This window comes from Enterobacter sp. PL1, from assembly GCF_945957325.1.
GTDB classification, from domain to species: domain Bacteria; phylum Pseudomonadota; class Gammaproteobacteria; order Enterobacterales; family Enterobacteriaceae; genus Enterobacter; species Enterobacter roggenkampii.
Genome location: NZ_CAMFKT010000003.1, coordinates 268,250 through 286,071, shown reverse-complemented (window position 1 = coordinate 286,071; position 17,822 = coordinate 268,250). Strand labels below are relative to the sequence as shown.

Annotated in this window: 20 protein-coding genes; 6 read left to right on the top strand and 14 right to left on the bottom strand. The window is 54.9% G+C overall.

What is annotated here, in order from left to right; all coding sequences use genetic code 11:
* Positions 1 to 33: 33 nt before the first annotated feature.
* From N6P30_RS04770 to N6P30_RS04710, 13 genes are all read right to left on the bottom strand, one after another.
* The gene (locus N6P30_RS04770; protein WP_008502862.1) at positions 34 to 198 is read right to left on the bottom strand and encodes a DUF2556 family protein; all 165 of its coding nucleotides are present in this window, start codon (positions 196 to 198) and stop codon (positions 34 to 36) included.
* 177 nt (positions 199 to 375) lie between these two features.
* Positions 376 to 672: a DNA-binding transcriptional regulator Fis gene (fis, locus tag N6P30_RS04765; protein WP_000462905.1), complete on the bottom strand. Its 297-nt coding sequence runs from the start codon at positions 670 to 672 to the stop codon at positions 376 to 378.
* 23 nt (positions 673 to 695) lie between these two features.
* Positions 696 to 1,661, bottom strand: a complete 966-nt coding sequence (gene dusB, locus N6P30_RS04760; RefSeq protein ID WP_008502861.1) for a tRNA dihydrouridine synthase DusB — start codon at positions 1,659 to 1,661, stop codon at positions 696 to 698.
* 330 nt (positions 1,662 to 1,991) lie between these two features.
* Complete coding sequence (locus N6P30_RS04755) at positions 1,992 to 2,732, bottom strand: carbonic anhydrase (protein WP_021242291.1); 741 nt, start codon at positions 2,730 to 2,732, stop codon at positions 1,992 to 1,994.
* A gap of 127 nt (positions 2,733 to 2,859) precedes the next feature.
* Entirely contained in the window at positions 2,860 to 3,741 is an 882-nt protein-coding gene (gene prmA / locus N6P30_RS04750; RefSeq protein ID WP_023294688.1) for a 50S ribosomal protein L11 methyltransferase, read from the bottom strand.
* 11 nt (positions 3,742 to 3,752) lie between these two features.
* A complete protein-coding gene (gene panF / locus N6P30_RS04745) occupies positions 3,753 to 5,204 on the bottom strand; it encodes a sodium/pantothenate symporter (RefSeq protein ID WP_023294687.1) in 1,452 nt (483 codons plus the stop codon).
* The gene (locus N6P30_RS04740; RefSeq protein ID WP_021242290.1) at positions 5,194 to 5,436 is read right to left on the bottom strand and encodes a YhdT family protein; all 243 of its coding nucleotides are present in this window, start codon (positions 5,434 to 5,436) and stop codon (positions 5,194 to 5,196) included. Before N6P30_RS04740 ends, panF begins: the two co-directional genes overlap by 11 nt.
* A 108-nt stretch (positions 5,437 to 5,544) precedes the next feature.
* Positions 5,545 to 6,894, bottom strand: a complete 1,350-nt coding sequence (accC, locus tag N6P30_RS04735; protein WP_003860388.1) for an acetyl-CoA carboxylase biotin carboxylase subunit — start codon at positions 6,892 to 6,894, stop codon at positions 5,545 to 5,547.
* Between the two features lie 10 nt (positions 6,895 to 6,904).
* Complete coding sequence (gene accB / locus N6P30_RS04730) at positions 6,905 to 7,369, bottom strand: acetyl-CoA carboxylase biotin carboxyl carrier protein (RefSeq protein ID WP_008502856.1); 465 nt, start codon at positions 7,367 to 7,369, stop codon at positions 6,905 to 6,907.
* Between the two features lie 21 nt (positions 7,370 to 7,390).
* Entirely contained in the window at positions 7,391 to 7,843 is a 453-nt protein-coding gene (gene aroQ, locus N6P30_RS04725; protein WP_023294686.1) for a type II 3-dehydroquinate dehydratase, read from the bottom strand.
* Positions 7,844 to 8,077: 234 nt separating this feature from the next.
* Positions 8,078 to 8,677: a protein-methionine-sulfoxide reductase heme-binding subunit MsrQ gene (msrQ, locus tag N6P30_RS04720; RefSeq protein ID WP_023294685.1), complete on the bottom strand. Its 600-nt coding sequence runs from the start codon at positions 8,675 to 8,677 to the stop codon at positions 8,078 to 8,080.
* Positions 8,678 to 9,679 carry a protein-methionine-sulfoxide reductase catalytic subunit MsrP gene (gene msrP / locus N6P30_RS04715; RefSeq protein ID WP_008502853.1) on the bottom strand — a complete coding sequence of 334 codons (1,002 nt, stop codon included), beginning with the start codon at positions 9,677 to 9,679 and terminating at the stop codon, positions 8,678 to 8,680.
* Positions 9,680 to 9,756: 77 nt separating this feature from the next.
* Positions 9,757 to 10,731 carry an MDR family oxidoreductase gene (locus N6P30_RS04710; protein WP_023294684.1) on the bottom strand — a complete coding sequence of 325 codons (975 nt, stop codon included), beginning with the start codon at positions 10,729 to 10,731 and terminating at the stop codon, positions 9,757 to 9,759.
* Positions 10,732 to 10,913: 182 nt separating this feature from the next.
* On the opposite strand from N6P30_RS04710, the gene csrD reads away from it, so the two are divergent.
* Complete coding sequence (csrD, locus tag N6P30_RS04705; RefSeq protein WP_008502851.1) at positions 10,914 to 12,854, top strand: RNase E specificity factor CsrD; 1,941 nt, start codon at positions 10,914 to 10,916, stop codon at positions 12,852 to 12,854.
* An 80-nt stretch (positions 12,855 to 12,934) separates the two neighbouring features.
* Here the strand turns inward: csrD and N6P30_RS04700 are convergent, their stop codons facing one another.
* Complete coding sequence (locus tag N6P30_RS04700; protein WP_162230876.1) at positions 12,935 to 13,168, bottom strand: hypothetical protein; 234 nt, start codon at positions 13,166 to 13,168, stop codon at positions 12,935 to 12,937.
* Between N6P30_RS04700 and mreB the strand changes: the two genes are divergently transcribed.
* The 5 genes from mreB to rng all read left to right on the top strand — a co-directional run bounded on the left by mreB (position 13,137) and on the right by rng (position 17,809).
* On the top strand, positions 13,137 to 14,180 hold the full coding sequence (mreB, locus tag N6P30_RS04695) for a rod shape-determining protein MreB (RefSeq protein WP_000913396.1): 1,044 nt from the start codon (positions 13,137 to 13,139) through the stop codon (positions 14,178 to 14,180). The two genes, N6P30_RS04700 and mreB, sit on opposite strands and share 32 nt — an antisense overlap.
* 62 nt (positions 14,181 to 14,242) lie before the next feature.
* The gene (gene mreC / locus N6P30_RS04690; RefSeq protein ID WP_008502850.1) at positions 14,243 to 15,259 is read left to right on the top strand and encodes a rod shape-determining protein MreC; all 1,017 of its coding nucleotides are present in this window, start codon (positions 14,243 to 14,245) and stop codon (positions 15,257 to 15,259) included.
* On the top strand, positions 15,259 to 15,747 hold the full coding sequence (gene mreD, locus N6P30_RS04685) for a rod shape-determining protein MreD (RefSeq protein WP_008502849.1): 489 nt from the start codon (positions 15,259 to 15,261) through the stop codon (positions 15,745 to 15,747). Before mreC ends, mreD begins: the two co-directional genes overlap by 1 nt.
* A gap of 9 nt (positions 15,748 to 15,756) precedes the next feature.
* Positions 15,757 to 16,350 carry a Maf family protein gene (locus tag N6P30_RS04680; protein WP_008502848.1) on the top strand — a complete coding sequence of 198 codons (594 nt, stop codon included), beginning with the start codon at positions 15,757 to 15,759 and terminating at the stop codon, positions 16,348 to 16,350.
* On the top strand, positions 16,340 to 17,809 hold the full coding sequence (gene rng / locus N6P30_RS04675) for a ribonuclease G (protein WP_008502847.1): 1,470 nt from the start codon (positions 16,340 to 16,342) through the stop codon (positions 17,807 to 17,809). Before N6P30_RS04680 ends, rng begins: the two co-directional genes overlap by 11 nt.
* The last annotated feature ends 13 nt before the right edge of the window (positions 17,810 to 17,822 follow it).

Here is a 17,822-nt window from a genome sequence, read left to right as displayed (position 1 = left end):
GGGTAATCACGGGGAGTTTGCGCAATCAGGCGGCTAGTCGAGCTCTGAACAGTTTACGAGTTTCAGGGGATTCACGGAGTTCATATTGCGACACTTATCGGTTTCGGTGCTCATCAGTTCAATCCACTGCATCAGAAGTGCATCGAAAATCAAAACGGAGATTGCAAAAACAACCAGCCACCAGTATTTACGAATCATTGTGTCATTCCGCGAGAAGAGCGCCAGTAAAGTGGGGGAAATATACACCAAAAGCGGCGGTTTTAAAGCGGGATAAGTGAAGGTTTACAAAGCGTTGACGGAGTGAAGCAGGGAATAAAAAAGGCGCTTCCCCATGCCGAAGAGCGCCTTTTTAAACAAGCATTTAACTGACTAGTATCAGTTCATGCCGTATTTTTTCAGTTTCTTACGCAGAGTACCACGGTTGATACCCATCATCAGCGCAGCGCGGGTTTGGTTACCGCGGGTGTATTGCATCACCATGTCCAACAGTGGCTGTTCAACTTCAGCCAGTACCAGCTCATACAGGTCATTAACATCCTGACCGTTCAGTTGAGCAAAATAGTTCTTCAGTGCCTGTTTAACCGAGTCACGCAGGGGCTTTTGAGTTACCTGATCCTGAGAGTTAACGGTAGAAACGGTCAGTACGTCAGAATTTACGCGTTGTTCGAACATAGTTCTGTCAGCTCTTTATTTCATTACGCAAGATTTTCGAAGTATGCCTCCAACGCCTCCAGCTGTTCGCTGGCATCCTCAATGGCGTTGAATGTGCGCCGAAACTGGTCATCTGGAGCGTGCTCCTGGAGATACCAGGAAACGTGTTTACGCGCAATTCGGTACCCTTTCGCCTGACCGTAGTGGTCATGCAGTTCCCGAACATGCGAACAAAGCAAGCGCTTAACCTCTGCCAGAGGCAGGGGAGCAAGCAGCTCTCCAGTGTCCAGATAATGCTGGATTTCCCGAAAGATCCAGGGTCTTCCCTGAGCGGCACGTCCTATCATCAGAGCATCAGCTCCCGTATAGTCGAGCACCGCTCTGGCTTTAAGCGGGTCAGTTATGTCGCCATTCGCGATAATCGGAATGGAAACTTTCTGCTTAACTGCCCGAATGCTGTCGTATTCAGCTTCACCGTTGAACAAACAGGCGCGCGTGCGTCCATGAATGGTCAGGGCCTGAATGCCACAGTCTTCGGCCAGTTGGGCAATCTCTACACAGTTACGGTGTTCCGGCGACCAACCCGTGCGAATCTTTAACGTAACAGGAACGTCCACTGCGCTGACAACCGCCGTCAGGATAGCTTTCACCTGGTCGGGGTATTGCAGAAGGGCTGAACCTGCAAGCTTGCGATTCACTTTTTTGGCCGGGCACCCCATATTGATATCAATAATCTGGGCACCACTTTCCACGTTGATACGCGCGGCATCTGCCATCTCTTCAGGCACGCTTCCGGCAATTTGCACGGTGCGAATACCGGGTTCATCAATGTGCACCATCCGAAGGCGGGATTTATCGCTTTCCCAAACCTGCGGGTTAGACGACATCATCTCGGATACGGTTAAACCGGCTCCCATCTCATAGCACAGCGTCCTGAACGGCCGGTCGGTAATACCTGCCATAGGGGCTGCGATCAGGCGATTTCTAAGCTGGTGGTGTCCGATGCGCATGAGTTAAGAAATGACCATACTGTGACTGCAAGGCGGCGTATATTACGCATTTTTTGCACGAGATGAAAGGCCAAACTTTGAACAATCCACTGTTGTAGATCAAGGAATCGCCGCTCAATCTTTCCGTTAAGAATTATTCACTATTTAAATCATTGTGTTAGGCAGGAATGGCTATTTTATGAGCGCTTACAATTTCCCGTAACTTCTCATCATTTCTGAATAAATGGCTTACCTGAGCGGGATAATCTGCTGTTTTTAGCAGCAGATTTTCCCTCTTCTTTGCGATCTGCGTCGCATTTTAGAACATGATCTTAAGCCTCAGAATGGGCGTTATTCGACCACAACGCGCCCATGCAGAGACTGTACCGGGCGGTTATTATCGTGATGCATGGTATGGGTAAATTTCTCAAGCTGTTCTGCTGAGACGGTTAACGGCTGTTTGAGCACGATCCAGGTGACCCCTTCAGAACACGGTGGCGTGGTCAGAGATCCGCTAAAGCGCCAGTAGGTTTTCACCTTCGGCAGCAGCTTGTTCAGGTTGAGATCCTTCTCAATGGAGACATTCTGTTCAGCCTGCTGCGGCATCACGCTCCACAGCTTATCCAGCTCCGGATTCGCAGCCCCTTTATCAAACATGACGGCTACCACGGTCAGCTCACCCGCGCTGTTTTTATGTACCAGATGCATCTCCATCGCGTACTTCTTGCCGTGCACGGTGTTTTCGCTTGGTGCATGGAAGTGGAACTGCTGGAGCGTCCAGGTTTGCTTGTCCAGAGTGATGGTGTCACGGGTGTCAGCCTGTTCGCTAGCCTGAATGGTATGGCCATTATTGGTCAGCGTTACAGGACCATCAATGTAGTGTGTTTGCAGCGGGGAGAGATGGGCGTTAGCGGTCGAATCAATATTTATCGGAGACTGGTTCATCCCGCTCTGGCAGGTCTTGTAGGCCTCGTCCAGTTCACCCCAGTGTTCCGGTGAACCTTCCCCTTCATAGCCCCAGTGTGATGCGAATGCTGAAGCCGAAACCATGCTCAGCGCAAACAGCGCTGCCTTGCCTGTAATGTGTTTCATCATATTCTTCCGGTGAATTTTTTAATACAAATCAACATGATTTGTGGGGTTATTTTACCGAAGAATGGCAGAGGGAGAGAGGATTATCAGAGGAAGAGGGGCGTGGTCAGAGGACCACGCCAAATGCTTATTTTTTACGACCGGTAATACGGCACCACTCTTCTTTCTCCACCACCGGGTCGAGAGCGAAAAGATCGGCGTAGGCTTCACACACGCTGTCTGCCTGGCTTGCCAGGATACCCGAAAGTCCCAGCAGACCGCCCTCAACGGGCAGCACGCTGATTAACGGAGCCAGCTCGCGCAATGGGCCCGCCAGAATGTTTGCAACCACCACATCGGCTTTCATGGCTTCTGGCTGCGCATCCGGCAGATACAGCTCCAGTCGATCGGAAATGCCGTTGCGCTCGGCGTTGTCGCGACTGGCCTGAATGGCCTGCGGATCGATATCGATCCCGATAGCTTTTGCCGCGCCCAGTTTCAGGGCGGCAATCGCAAGGATCCCGGATCCACAGCCGAAGTCGATCACCGTCTTACCATCCAGATCGAGACCATCCAGCCACTGCAGGCACAGGGAGGTCGTTGGATGGGTGCCGGTACCAAACGCCAGACCCGGATCGAGCATGACGTTAACCGCGTTTTCATCAGGAACCTCGCGCCAGCTTGGGCAGATCCACAGACGCTTGCCGAACTGCATCGGGTGGAAGTTATCCATCCATTCGCGTTCCCAGTCTTTGTCTTCCAGCTGTTCGATTTTGTGCGCAAAGCCCGCGCCCAGCAGAGGGTGGTTTTCCAGAATCGCGACGACCTCTTTCATGTCGGTTTCAGCATCGAACAGGCCAATCACGTCGGTATCGCCCCACAGGCGGGTTTCGCCCGGCAGCGGTTCAAAGACCGGCGTGTCATGCGTGTCCTGGAAGGTGATAGAGACCGAGCCGGCCTCCATCAGCGCATCGCTCAGCTCTTCGGCGTTCGCGCCGGTTGTATTCAGTTTTAGTTGGATCCACGGCATGGCAAAACTCTTTATTTATCAGTAGAAATCATAGCGGGCTGTGGGACGGGCTGACCGAAACGGTTCCCCACCACAAACGCCAGTAAACTTAGCAGTAACGAAGGCACAATCGGATGGAAGCCCAGGTACTGGATCTTAAACGTTGCGAGGACGGCGTACAGCACGCCGCCAACAATCATCGCGCTCAGCGCACCGGCAGCATTTGCGCGTTCCCAGTAGAGCCCTAACACCAGCGGCCACAGGAATACCGCCTCAAGCCCACCAAATGCCAGCAGGTTCAGCCAGATGATCATCTCCGGCGGGCGCCATGCGGCTAACAGCAGCAACGCGCCTAGCACCAGCGTAATCACCGCCGACATATGCTTCAGGCGACGTTCATTTTCAACCTGCTCAGGGCGCAGGTTCAGATAGAGATCTTTAATGATCGTAGCGGAACTTTGCAGTAACTGAGCGTTGATGGTCGACATAATGGCGGCCATTGGCGCGGCGAGGAAAATCCCGGCGGCAAAGGGGGGCAGTACTTTGACCATCAGCGTCGGGATAACCAGATCCGGCACGGTAAGATCGGGGATTACCGCGCGCCCTAATGCCCCCGCCAGATGCATACCAAACATCAGGACAGCGACCACAATCGTCCCGATGATGATGCCCTTGTGAACGGCTTTGCTGTCTTTATAAGAGATACAGCGCACGGCGGTATGCGGCAGACCAATTACTCCGAAGCAGACTAACACCCAGAATGAGGTCATAAAGGTCGGAGAGAGGATATCATCTGCGCCCTGCGGCGAGACCAGTTTCGGGTCAATCGCTTCCAGGGTTTCCACCGCGTGAGTGAGTCCACCCGCCGCATGGACAATCCCCACCAGCAGAACGATCGTACCGATGAGCATCACCATTCCCTGCAGCGTATCGTTCAGCACGCTGGCGCGGAATCCGCCAAACGCAGTATAGAGCGCGATGCTTACCCCGAAGATGATGAGGCCTGTCTCGTAAGGGATGCCGGCCGCCGTTTCCAGCAGACGCGCACCGCCGATAAACTGTACGGTCATCGCACCGATAAACGCCACCAGCAGGCTCAAGCTCGCCAGCCACACCAGCAAGCGGCTCTGGTAACGGACAAAGAGCATATCGTTGAGCGTCACGGCATTGTAACGGCGCGCCAGAATGGCAAATTTTTTACCCAGTATGCCCAGCGAGAGCCAGACGGCAGGCAGCTGGATCATCGCCAGCAAAACCCAGCCTAACCCGTATTTGTAGGCCGCACCGGGGCCGCCAATAAACGAGCTGGCGCTGATATAGGTCGCGGTCAGCGTCATTGCCAGCACAACGCCGCCCATCGAACGGCTGCCGAGGAAATACTCGTTCAGAAAGGCACCGGTCGTTCTTTTGCGCATGGCGTAAATGGACAATCCAAATACGACCAGCAGGTAAGCGACAAGCGGCAGAATGACTTCAAGCTGCATCATCGTCCTCCAGCGGAATATCCCGGTAGATAAATTTCACCATTGCCCAGCACAGCAGGATAAACACCAGCGGAACCAGCAGGCAGGCCAATTCGAACCAGTGCGGCAGGCCGGTGATGCCAATAGCAGAGTCTGGTAAGTAAGCGGTTACTAACCATGCGGCAAGATAGAGAAGGGTCAGCCACAGCGCCCAGCGCGCTTCTTTATGGGCCTGAACAAAACGTTTGTCCATTTTTTGTCCCTTGTGGATGAAGAAAGCGGGGATTGTACATGATGAGGCTTTCCAGGCCCCAGAAATAAAAAAGGCCGGATAATCCGGCCTTTTCACAACACAGGTCTCTTACTTCTCGTTCAGACCGAGTTTTTTCTCCAGATAGTGGATGTTGGTTCCACCATTCTGGAAGTGCTCGTCGCTCATGATGCGCATCTGCAGATCAACGTTGGTTTTGATTCCGTCGATGATCAGTTCCTGCAGGGCGTTCTTCATGCGGGCAATCGCCACGTCACGGTTTTCGCCGTAGCAGATGAGCTTGCCGATCATTGAGTCATAGTACGGCGGTACGGTGTAACCGGCGTAGATATGAGACTCCCAGCGCACGCCAAAGCCACCCGGCGCGTGGAAACGCGTGATTTTACCCGGGCTTGGCAGGAAGGTGTTCGGGTCTTCGGCGTTGATACGGCATTCTACCGCATGGCCTTTCACCACAACTTCTTCCTGCTTGATGGACAGCGGCTGACCGGCTGCGATACGCAGCTGCTCTTTAATCAGGTCAACCCCGGTGATCATTTCGGTAACCGGGTGTTCAACCTGAATACGGGTGTTCATCTCAATGAAGTAGAACTCGCCGTTTTCGAACAGGAACTCAAAGGTACCCGCTCCACGATAGCCGATATCGACACACGCTTTAGCGCAACGCTCGCCGATGTAGCGACGCAGTTCCGGAGTAATGCCCGGCGCTGGCGCTTCTTCGACCACCTTCTGGTGACGACGCTGCATGGAGCAGTCACGTTCAGCCAGATAGATCGCGTTACCCTGACCGTCAGCCAGCACCTGAATTTCGATGTGGCGTGGGTTTTCCAGGTATTTTTCCATGTACACCATGTCATTGCTGAAAGCGGCTTTCGCTTCTGCTTTGGTCATGGAGATGGACTGCGCCAGTTCAGCATCGCTGCGCACAACGCGCATACCGCGACCGCCGCCGCCGCCGGACGCCTTGATGATAACCGGGTAGCCAATGCGTTTAGCATGAGCACGGTTAGCATCCATGTCGTCGGTCAGAGGGCCGTCAGAGCCTGGTACGGTTGGTACACCGGCTTTTTTCATCGCGGTGATCGCAGACACTTTGTCGCCCATCAGGCGGATGGTGTCGGCTTTCGGGCCGATGAAGATAAAGCCAGAGCGTTCAACCTGCTCAGCAAAGTTGGCGTTCTCAGAGAGGAAGCCGTAACCCGGATGAATTGCCACCGCGCCGGTGATTTCAGCGGCGCTGATGATAGCCGGGATGTTCAGATAGCTTTTTACGGACGGAGCCGGGCCAATACAGACCGTCTCATCCGCCAGCAATACGTGTTTTAAATCGCGATCCGCGCTTGAGTGCACAGCGACAGTCTTGATGCCCAGTTCTTTACAGGCACGAAGAATACGCAGTGCGATCTCGCCGCGGTTGGCGATAACAATTTTATCCAGCATGTACGCCTCGTTACTCGATGACGACCAGCGGCTCGTCAAATTCAACCGGCTGACCACTTTCGACCAGAATCGCTTTCACAGTACCTGATTTGTCTGCTTCGATCTGGTTCATCATTTTCATCGCTTCAACGATGCACAGGGTATCGCCTACGTTGACTTTCTGACCCACTTCGATGAACGCCTTCGCGTCCGGGCTCGGGGTGCGGTAGAAAGTACCAACCATTGGGGAACGTACGATGTGACCACTGATTTCTGCTGCAGCGGCAGGTGCGGCTTCAGCTGCTGCTGGTGCAACGGCTGCGGAGAGCGCAGGCTGCTGCACTGGCGCAGCGTAAGCTTGCTGCATTACCGGGAAGCTAGCGGCTGGGGCTGCACGGCTGATGCGTACAGACTCTTCGCCTTCAGAAATTTCCAGTTCGGAGATGCCTGATTCTTCAACCAGCTCGATCAGTTTTTTAATCTTACGAATATCCATGAGTGGGTTCCGTACTCTTGTTTAGTGTGATTGTGACAAGCGTTTTACCGCTGTCTGTAAAGCGTATGAATAGCCGTCTGCGCCCAGTCCACAGATAACGCCAGCAGCGATATCCGACAGATACGAGTGGTGACGGAACGGCTCTCGGGCGTGCACGTTACTCAGGTGGATCTCGATAAACGGGATACTCACCGCAAGCAGTGCGTCGCGGATAGCAACACTGGTGTGCGTAAACGCGGCCGGATTGATCAGGATATAGTCCACATTGTCTTTAGCCTGATGAATACGGTCGATGATTGCGTACTCCGCGTTTGACTGAAAATGATCCAAATCCACATTCAGCGACGCTGCTTCCGTGCTCAAACGGTTAACAATTTCGCTTAATGTCAGCGTGCCGTACTTCTCCGGCTCACGGGTGCCGAGCATGTTCAGGTTCGGTCCGTTCAAAACTAAGATCTGAAACTTATCAGCCATTATGCCGCTATCTCCTGCGATTTTCGGGTAAAAAACAAAATATACCGTCGAAGCGCAAATGTCACCTTTTCAGAGGCCAAAAACCACTGTCAGGCGAACCAAGGTCGCACATTATAACGATTTCGTAGCATTTGGCAGCTAAATACTGGTCTTATCAGGGAAGATTATCAACCGCAATCCAAAAAAGATTTGCGGTTGAGAGGCAATCTGCGGGAAAACGCACAGTTTCGCGAACTATCGCAACCACTGGCGGAACTTCTTGTAACGCCATGCTAAAAGCGCCACGGCCGCCAGCGCGTAAAGGACCGGCTGCGGAGAGAGGATCTTCACCGACCACAGATAATGAATGGGTGCGAGGATCGCGACAAGATAGACGAAGTTATGCAGCAACTGCCAGCGACGGCCCAGCTTTCGCTGCGCATATTGCGTGGATGTCAGCGCTAACGCCAGTAAAATCACCCAGCTCACAATACCCAGCGTCAGATAAGGGCGCGTCACCAGTTCGCGGCCAAGCAGTGTCAGATTGTTAATTCCCAGTTCCAGCAGGGCATAGCTGGTCAGATGCAGCGTGGCCCAGGCAAAACACCATAGCCCCAAAAGCCGACGGGTGCGTATCAATAGTGGCTGTTTAGCGTAGCGCGCCAGCGGCGAGACGAGCAAGGTGGCCAGTAAAAATTTCAGAGCCATCCGACCGGTAAAATGCTGGATATCCTTGGCCGGATCGGCGCTAAAAAGCCCCTGGCTGGCGGCCCAGAACAGCCAGATAAAAGGGAGTAATCCGGCTAAATGCAGCAGCACTTTCAGCCAGGTAATCTGTTTTGCCGTTAAACGCACTCAGAAGTTCTCCCGTAAATTGAGGCCACGGTACAGCGAGGCCACTTCATCCGCATAACCGTTAAACAGCAGCGTTGGCTGGCGCTTCACGTCCAGCGCGCCGCCGGAACCGATAAAACGCTCGGTCGCCTGCGACCAGCGCGGATGATCCACGTGCGGATTCACGTTGGCGAAGAAACCGTATTCGTCCGGAGCCGCCAGATTCCAGGTGGTTGGCGGACGCTCGCGGGTGAGCTTAATGCTGACGATAGACTTAATTCCTTTGAAACCGTATTTCCACGGCACGGTCAAACGGATGGGCGCGCCGTTCTGCGGCGGAAGCGCCTTGCCGTAAACGCCGACGGTCAGCAGCGTAAGAGGGTGCATGGCTTCGTCAAGGCGTAACCCTTCAACGTAGGGATACTCCAGCCCGCCGCCAATGAACCGGTCTTTCTGGCCCGGCATCTCGTCCGGCGCATACCGCGTCTGGAACGCGACATATTTTGCGTTGCTGGTGGGCTCCACCATCGCCAGCAATTTATGCAGCGGGAAGCCGATCCAGGGCACCACCATCGACCAGGCTTCCACGCAGCGCATGCGGTAGATACGCTCTTCGAGCGGGAAACGGGTGGTCAGATCGTGGTGGTCCAGCGTCAGGGGTTTTGCCACTTCGCCGTCGATTTTCAGCGTCCACGGATCGGTTTTGAGACTACCGGCGTTGGCCGCAGGATCGGCCTTGTCGAGACCAAATTCGTAGAAGTTGTTATAGCCCGTCACTTTATCTTCTGGCGTAAGCGTCAGTTTGTTCTGCCATTGGGCGGGTTTCGTAAAGGTGAGCGGGGCGCCGGAAGGGGCCTTCGGCCGATCGTTGCCTTTAAACCAGTCGAGCAGGTCAGCGTGAGCCGAAGGCGAGAGCGAGAGCGCGGTGGCGCTGATGCCAAGCATTTTCAGGATCTGGCGGCGCTGTAACATAAAGACAGACTCGGACGTTACGTCGGCTTCCGTCAGTTTTCGGTTTTTCATGGCATCCTCCGTCATGCGTTTTCCTAAGCATGACGGAGGAGAGTGATTCGCGCGAATATGTCACGAAAATTTGAAGATTAGGCGATTTTCACCAGCGCGCGACCGTGGAACTGGTTATCCATGATCTTACTGGCATAGTCCGGTGCCTGGCTGAGCGTAATCTCCGTGGCGCTTTGGGTGTAGAAAGATTCCGGTAAATCGCGCACCAGACGTTCCCATGCCTCAGTACGACGAGCCGCAGGTGTCATCACGGAATCCACGCCCTGCAGGCGGACGTTACGCAGAATGAATGGCATCACGGTGGTTGGCAGGGCAAATCCGCCCGCCAGCCCGCAGGCGGCCACGCAGCCGCCGTAGTTCATCTGCGCCAGGACTTTTGCCAGCACTTTATCACCGACGGTATCCACCGCGCCCGCCCAGACCTGTTTTTCCAGTGGACGGGTTTCGGCGAATTCGTCACGGCTGAGAATGCGGTTTGCACCGAGCTGGCGCAGGTAATCGTGGGTACTTTCCCGACCGGAAACCGCCGCAACCTGATAGCCCAGCTTGTGCAGTAGCGTCACAGCCGTGCTGCCCACGCCCCCGCTGGCACCGGTGACGACAACTTCCCCCGATTCAGGGCGGATGCCTGCGTCTTCCAGCGCCATCACGCACAGCATCGCGGTAAAGCCTGCCGTGCCGACGATCATCGCCTTGCGGCCATCCATACCTTTCGGCATCGGCACCAGCCAGTCGCCCTTCACGCGCGCCTGCGTGGCCAGCCCGCCCCAGTGATTTTCACCTACGCCCCAGCCGGTGAGCAGGACCTGCTGGCCCGGATGGAAGCGCGGATCCTCGCTGGTATGTACCCGGCCAGCGAAATCAATACCCGGCACCATAGGGAAATTTCGGATGATTTTACCCTTCCCGGTAATCGCCAGCGCATCTTTATAATTTAAACTGGACCAGTCGATGTCGACGGTTACTTCGCCTTCCGGCAGGCGACTCTCTTCTACCGCCTGCACTGAGGCAAGCGTTTTGCCGTCCTGCTGTTCTAAGATCAAAGCCTGCATACGGGGTCCTCTCGACTCATATGATTGGAAAATAATTTCTGAAGACTATACTCGCTCAGGGAAACGCAGTGCCGATTTAACGCAATAAATTGCCAGATACACCCGATTTGGTAGTATGCCGCATTTGACATGCAAGTTAGCGCTTACTCGCTACCCCATCAACCCACGGAGTAATCTCAAGGATGCGATTAACGACGAAGTTCTCAGCTTTTATCACCTTGCTGACGGGGCTTACCATTTTTGTCACCCTTCTGGGCTGCTCTCTGAGCTTTTACAACGCCATTCAGGATAAACTGGTTAACCGGGTACAGTCTGTCGCGTCGGTAATTGATACGCGTCTGCTGACGACGCCGCTACCGGCACTCTCCAGGGAGCTCGATGAGTTGATGGTACCTGTTGATATTGTTCAGATCGACATTCAGCAGGGAAAGCATCGTGTGTTAAGCCACGAACGCCCGGGAAGCTATCGGCCTGCGGGCGTGGTGAGCCAGTATCGGGAAGTGACCGTACATTCCCTTAAAAATCCGGGGATGACCATACACATGGTCTATCTCGATCCGATGGCCAGCTATTTCCGTTCCATGATGACCACCGCGCCGCTCACCGTCGCGGTGGCGTTTATCGTCCTGCTGATCTTTCTCGCGGTCCGCTGGCTGCGCCGCCAGCTCTCCGGCCAGGAGCTGCTGGAGATGCGCTCCGTGCGGATCCTTAACGGTGAACGCGGCCCGCAGGTCCGTGGTTCAGTCCACGAATGGCCGTCACGCGCCAGCAGCGCGCTGGATACGCTGCTTTCGGAAATCCAGTTTGCCAGCGACCAGCGCAGCCGTATGGATACGCTGATCCGCTCCTATGCCGCGCAGGATAATAAAACCGGCCTCAACAACCGCCTTTTCTTTGATAATCAGCTCGCCACGCTGCTCGACGATTCGGAAAAAGTGGGGACGCACGGGGTGGTGATGATGGTTCGCCTGCCTGATTTCGATCTCCTGCGCGACACCTGGGGACAGCGGGCCGCGGAAGAAAATCTCTTTACGCTGATCAACCTGCTCTCCACCTTTATTATGCGCTACCCGGGCGCGCTGCTGGCCCGCTACCACCGCAGCGACTTTGCCGTGTTGCTGCCGCATCGGACGCTGAAGGAGTCGGAAAGCATCGCCAGCCAGCTGCTGAAGGCGGTTGATGCGCTGCCGCAGAGCAAAATGCTCGACAGGGACGATATGGTCCACATGGGGATCTGCGCCTGGCGTGGCGGACAATCGACAGAACAGGTGATGGAGCATGCGGAAGCGGCCACCCGCAACGCCGTGCTGCAGGGCGCGAACGGATGGGCGGTCTATGATGATTCGCTGCCGGAAAAAGGGCGCGGTAACGTGCGCTGGCGTACGTTGATTGAGCAAATGCTAAGTCGCGGCGGACCGCGTATTTATCAAAAACCCGCGGTCATGAAAAACGGCAACGTTCATCACCGTGAACTGATGTGTCGTATTTTTGACGGTACGGAAGAGGTTATTTCTGCGGAATATCTGCCAATGGTGCTGCAATTTGGGCTGTCCGAAGAGTATGACCGTCAGCAAATTAGCCGCTTGATTCCGTTTTTATCATTCTGGCCTGAAGAGAGCCTGGCGTTACAGGTCACCGTGGAGTCATTAATACGCCCGCGTTTTCAGCGCTGGCTGCGTGATACATTAATGCAATGCGAAAAATCGCAACGCAAACGCATTATTTTTGAACTTGCTGAGGCGGATGTAGGTCAACACATCAGCCGGTTACGTCCGGTGGTTCGTTTGATCAACGCGCTCGGCGCGCGCGTCGCGGTGACGCAGGCAGGTTTGACGCTGGTCAGCACCAACTGGATCAAGGAGCTGGATGTGGAGCTATTAAAGCTACATCCGGGGCTGGTAAGGAATATTGAAAAGCGCACGGAAAACCAGCTGCTGGTACAGAGCCTGGTTGAGGCGTGCAAAGGAACGCGAACACAGGTATTTGCCGCGGGCGTGCGCGCCAGAGGCGAATGGCAAATGTTAACAGAGCGCGGTGTAATGGGTGGTCAGGGGGATTTTTTTGCTGCCTCTCAGCCGCTTGACACCAATGTGAAAAAATATTTGCAAAGATACTCGGTTTGACCTGCCGTTTACGCTGTTTTCACGTAGAATATCGCGCCTGTAGCTTTGAGTATGTCGAGCAAAAAGCCAGTGAACGACCTTTAACGGGTTACAAAGGTCAGTAAGGAATGCTGCTGTTTACTCAGCCCTGAGGGAGTCAGGGGATGATTTTGTAACATCAGGAAACGTACTGCACAAATTTTCACCGTTGCAGATGATTTTTGCGCCTTGTCGCTGCTGCGTGTGGTTGGTAAAGTAAGCGGATTTTGTTTTCCGCCCCAGCTTTCAGGATTATCCCTTAGTATGTTGAAAAAATTTCGTGGCATGTTTTCCAATGACCTGTCCATTGACCTGGGTACTGCGAATACCCTTATTTATGTAAAAGGACAAGGCATCGTATTGAATGAGCCTTCCGTTGTGGCCATTCGTCAGGACCGTGCAGGCTCGCCGAAAAGCGTAGCCGCTGTGGGTCATGACGCGAAGCAGATGCTGGGTCGTACCCCTGGCAACATCGCCGCTATTCGCCCAATGAAAGACGGCGTTATCGCTGACTTCTTCGTGACTGAAAAAATGCTTCAGCACTTCATCAAGCAGGTTCACAGCAACAGCTTCATGCGTCCAAGCCCGCGTGTTCTGGTGTGTGTGCCGGTTGGCGCAACCCAGGTCGAGCGTCGCGCAATCCGTGAATCTGCTCAGGGCGCAGGTGCGCGTGAAGTGTTCCTGATTGAAGAGCCAATGGCGGCGGCAATCGGTGCAGGTCTGCCTGTGTCTGAAGCGACCGGTTCCATGGTGGTGGATATCGGTGGTGGTACCACTGAAGTGGCCGTTATCTCTCTGAACGGCGTGGTGTACTCCTCTTCCGTACGTATCGGTGGTGACCGCTTCGACGAAGCCATCATTAATTATGTGCGCCGTAACTACGGCTCTCTGATCGGTGAAGCCACCGCAGAGCGTATCAAACACGAAATCGGCTCTGCATATCCGGGCGATGAAGTGCGCGAGATCGAAGTACGTGGCCGCAACCTGGCTGAAGGTGTTCCACGCGGTTTCACCCTGAACTCCAACGAAATTCTGGAAGCACTGCAGGAGCCACTGACGGGTATCGTGAGTGCGGTAATGGTCGCGCTGGAACAGTGCCCACCAGAGCTGGCGTCCGATATCTCCGAGCGCGGTATGGTTCTGACCGGTGGTGGTGCGCTGCTGCGTAACCTCGACCGCCTGTTAATGGAAGAGACAGGTATTCCTGTCGTAGTTGCAGAAGATCCACTGACTTGCGTCGCCCGTGGTGGTGGCAAGGCGCTGGAAATGATCGACATGCACGGCGGCGATTTGTTCAGCGAAGAGTAGTCGAGTTTGAGAGGGTAGCAATTTGCTACCCTTTCTCTCTGACGCGAGAATACGCATAGCCTATGAAGCCAATTTTTAGCCGTGGCCCATCGCTACAGTTTCGCCTCATTCTGGCGGTTCTGGTTGCGCTTGGGGTCATTATTGCCGATAGCCGCCTCGGTACGTTCAGCCAGATCCGAACGTACATGGATACCGCCGTCAGTCCTTTCTACTTTATATCAAATGGTCCCCGTGAACTGCTCGACTCCGTTTCTCAAACGCTGTCTTCACGAGACCAGCTCGAACTTGAAAACCGGGCATTACGCCAGGAACTGCTGCTGAAAAACAGCGAACTTCTGATGCTGGGGCAATACAAGCAGGAAAACGCGCGTCTGCGTGAGCTGCTCGGCTCGCCGCTGCGTCAGGATGAGCAGAAGATGGTTACCCAGGTGATCTCCACCGTGAACGACCCTTACAGCGATCAGGTTGTGATCGACAAAGGGAGCGTCAACGGGGTGTATGAAGGCCAGCCCGTCATCAGTGATAAAGGCGTAGTAGGCCAGGTTGTTGCCGTCGCCAAACTGACCAGCCGCGTGCTGCTGATTTGCGACGCCACGCATGCGCTGCCGATCCAGGTGCTGCGCAACGACATCCGCGTGATTGCGGCCGGGAACGGCTGTACGGACGATCTGCAGCTGGAACACCTGCCGGCCAACACGGATATCCGCGTGGGCGACGTGCTGGTGACCTCCGGTCTGGGTGGCCGCTTCCCTGAAGGCTATCCGGTTGCGGTGGTCTCTTCGGTGAAGCTGGATACGCAGCGTGCCTATACCGTAATTCAGGCGCGTCCAACCGCCGGTTTACAGCGTCTGCGCTACCTGCTGCTGCTGTGGGGCGCCGATCGTAACGGTACTAACCCGATGACGCCTGAAGAGGTCCATCGTGTGGCAAATGAACGCCTGATGCAGATGATGCCGCAGGTTCTCCCGCCTGCGGACTCTATGGGGCCGCCTGCGCCAGTCCCGGCACCGGCAACGGGGTTAACGCAGCCGCTGCCGGATGCGCCGCCACCGCCTAAACTCTCTTCGGGAGGGCAGTAGTGGCAAGCTATCGTAGCCAGGGACGCTGGGTCATCTGGCTCTCGTTCCTCATTGCACTGTTGCTGCAGATTATGCCCTGGCCGGATAACATTCTCGTTTTCCGGCCAAACTGGGTCTTGCTCATTTTGCTCTACTGGATCCTTGCCCTGCCGCATCGCGTAAATGTCGGCACGGGTTTTGTGATGGGTGCCATACTGGATCTCATTAGTGGCTCTACGCTGGGCGTACGCGCCTTGTCCATGAGCATTATTGCGTACCTCGTCGCACTGAAATTCCAGCTCTTCCGTAACCTCGCGCTCTGGCAACAGGCCCTGGTCGTGATGCTGTTGTCGCTTGCTGCGGATATCGTAGTTTTCTGGGCAGAGTTTTTAGTGATCAACGTCTCTTTCCGACCGGAAGTGTTCTGGAGTAGTGTAGTAAACGGTGTGCTCTGGCCGTGGCTATTCCTGCTGATGCGTAAGGTTCGCCAGCAGTTTGCTGTGCAATAAAAGGTTTCTATGACGTCTTTGTATCTCGCTTCCGGCTCCCCGCGCCGTCAGGAACTCCTGACGCAGCTTGGGGTCTCTTTTGAACGCATCGTGACCGGCATTGAAGAAATACGTGCTGAGGGCGAAAGTGCTCAACAGTACGTGTCACGTCTGGCGCGCGAGAAAGCGCAGGCGGGCGTGGCCTGCGTGCCGCGCGATCTGCCCGTGCTGGGAGCTGATACCATCGTTATCCTTAACGGTGAAGTGCTGGAGAAACCGCATGACGCCGAACACGCGGCGCGCATGCTGCGCAAAATGTCCGGGCAAACGCATCAGGTGATGACGGCCGTCGCGCTGGCGGACCGCCAGCACGTGCTGGATTGCCTGGTGGTGACGGATGTCACGTTCAGAGTACTTACCGACGACGAGATCGCCGCTTATATTGCCAGCGGTGAACCGATGGATAAAGCAGGTGCATACGGTATTCAGGGGCTGGGTGGCTGTTTTGTCAGGAAGATTCATGGCAGCTATCACGCCGTAGTCGGCTTACCGCTGGTGGAAACGTATGAGTTGCTGAGCAATTTTAACTCACTGCGTGAGGGAAGGGATAATTATGACGGCTGAATTGTTGGTAAACGTAACGCCATCGGAAACCCGTGTGGCCTATATTGACGGTGGCATTCTTCAGGAAATTCATATTGAGCGTGAAGCGCGGCGCGGAATAGTAGGCAATATCTACAAAGGTCGTGTCAGTCGTGTACTGCCGGGTATGCAGGCGGCTTTTGTAGATATTGGACTGGATAAGGCGGCATTTTTACATGCCTCCGACATCATGCCGCACACCGAGTGCGTCGCGGGCGAAGAGCAAAAGCAGTTTGCCGTGCGTGACATTTCTGAACTGGTGCGTCAGGGCCAGGACTTAATGGTGCAGGTGGTGAAAGATCCTCTTGGTACCAAAGGCGCCCGTCTGACCACCGATATCACCTTACCTTCCCGCTATCTGGTGTTTATGCCCGGCGCGTCGCACGTGGGCGTTTCGCAGCGTATTGAGAGTGAAAGCGAGCGCGAGCGCCTGAAGAAAGTCGTCAGCGCCTACTGCGATGAACAGGGCGGATTTATCATCCGCACCGCCGCGGAAGGGATCAGCGAGGAAGACCTGGCGTCAGATGCGGCTTACCTGAAGCGCGTCTGGACAAAAGTGATGGAGCGTAAAAAACGCAACCAGACCCGCTATCAGCTCTATGGTGAGCTGGCGCTGGCGCAGCGCGTGCTGCGTGACTTTGCCGACGCGCAGCTCGACCGCATTCGCGTGGATTCCCGCCTGACGTATGAAGCGCTGCTGGAGTTTACCGCTGAATATATCCCGGAGATGCCTGGCCTGCTGGAGCACTACACCGGGCGTCAGCCGATCTTCGATCTCTATGATGTCGAAAACGAGATCCAGCGTGCCCTGGAGCGTAAGGTTGAACTGAAGTCCGGCGGCTATCTGATCATCGATCAGACCGAAGCGATGACCACCGTCGATATCAACACCGGCGCGTTTGTCGGTCATCGCAATCTGGACGACACCATCTTCAACACCAACATCGAAGCCACGCAGGCCATTGCGCGCCAGCTTCGTCTGCGCAATCTGGGCGGCATTATCATCATCGACTTCATCGATATGAGTAATGAAGACCATCGCCGCCGCGTGCTGCACTCGCTTGAGCAGGCCCTGAGTAAAGATCGCGTGAAAACCAGCATCAACGGCTTCTCACAGCTGGGGCTGGTGGAAATGACGCGTAAGCGTACCCGCGAGAGCGTGGAGCATGTGCTGTGTAATGAATGCCCGACCTGCCATGGACGCGGAACGGTAAAGACGGTTGAGACCGTCTGCTACGAGATCATGCGTGAAATCGTCCGTGTTCATCATGCCTACGACTCCGATCGTTTTCTGGTCTATGCTTCCCCTGCGGTGGCTGAAGCGCTGAAAGGCGAAGAGTCACACGCGCTGGCGGAAGTGGAAATCTTTGTCGGCAAACAGGTAAAAGTACAAATTGAACCGCTCTATAACCAGGAGCAGTTTGACGTCGTGATGATGTAAGCGCAGTACGCTG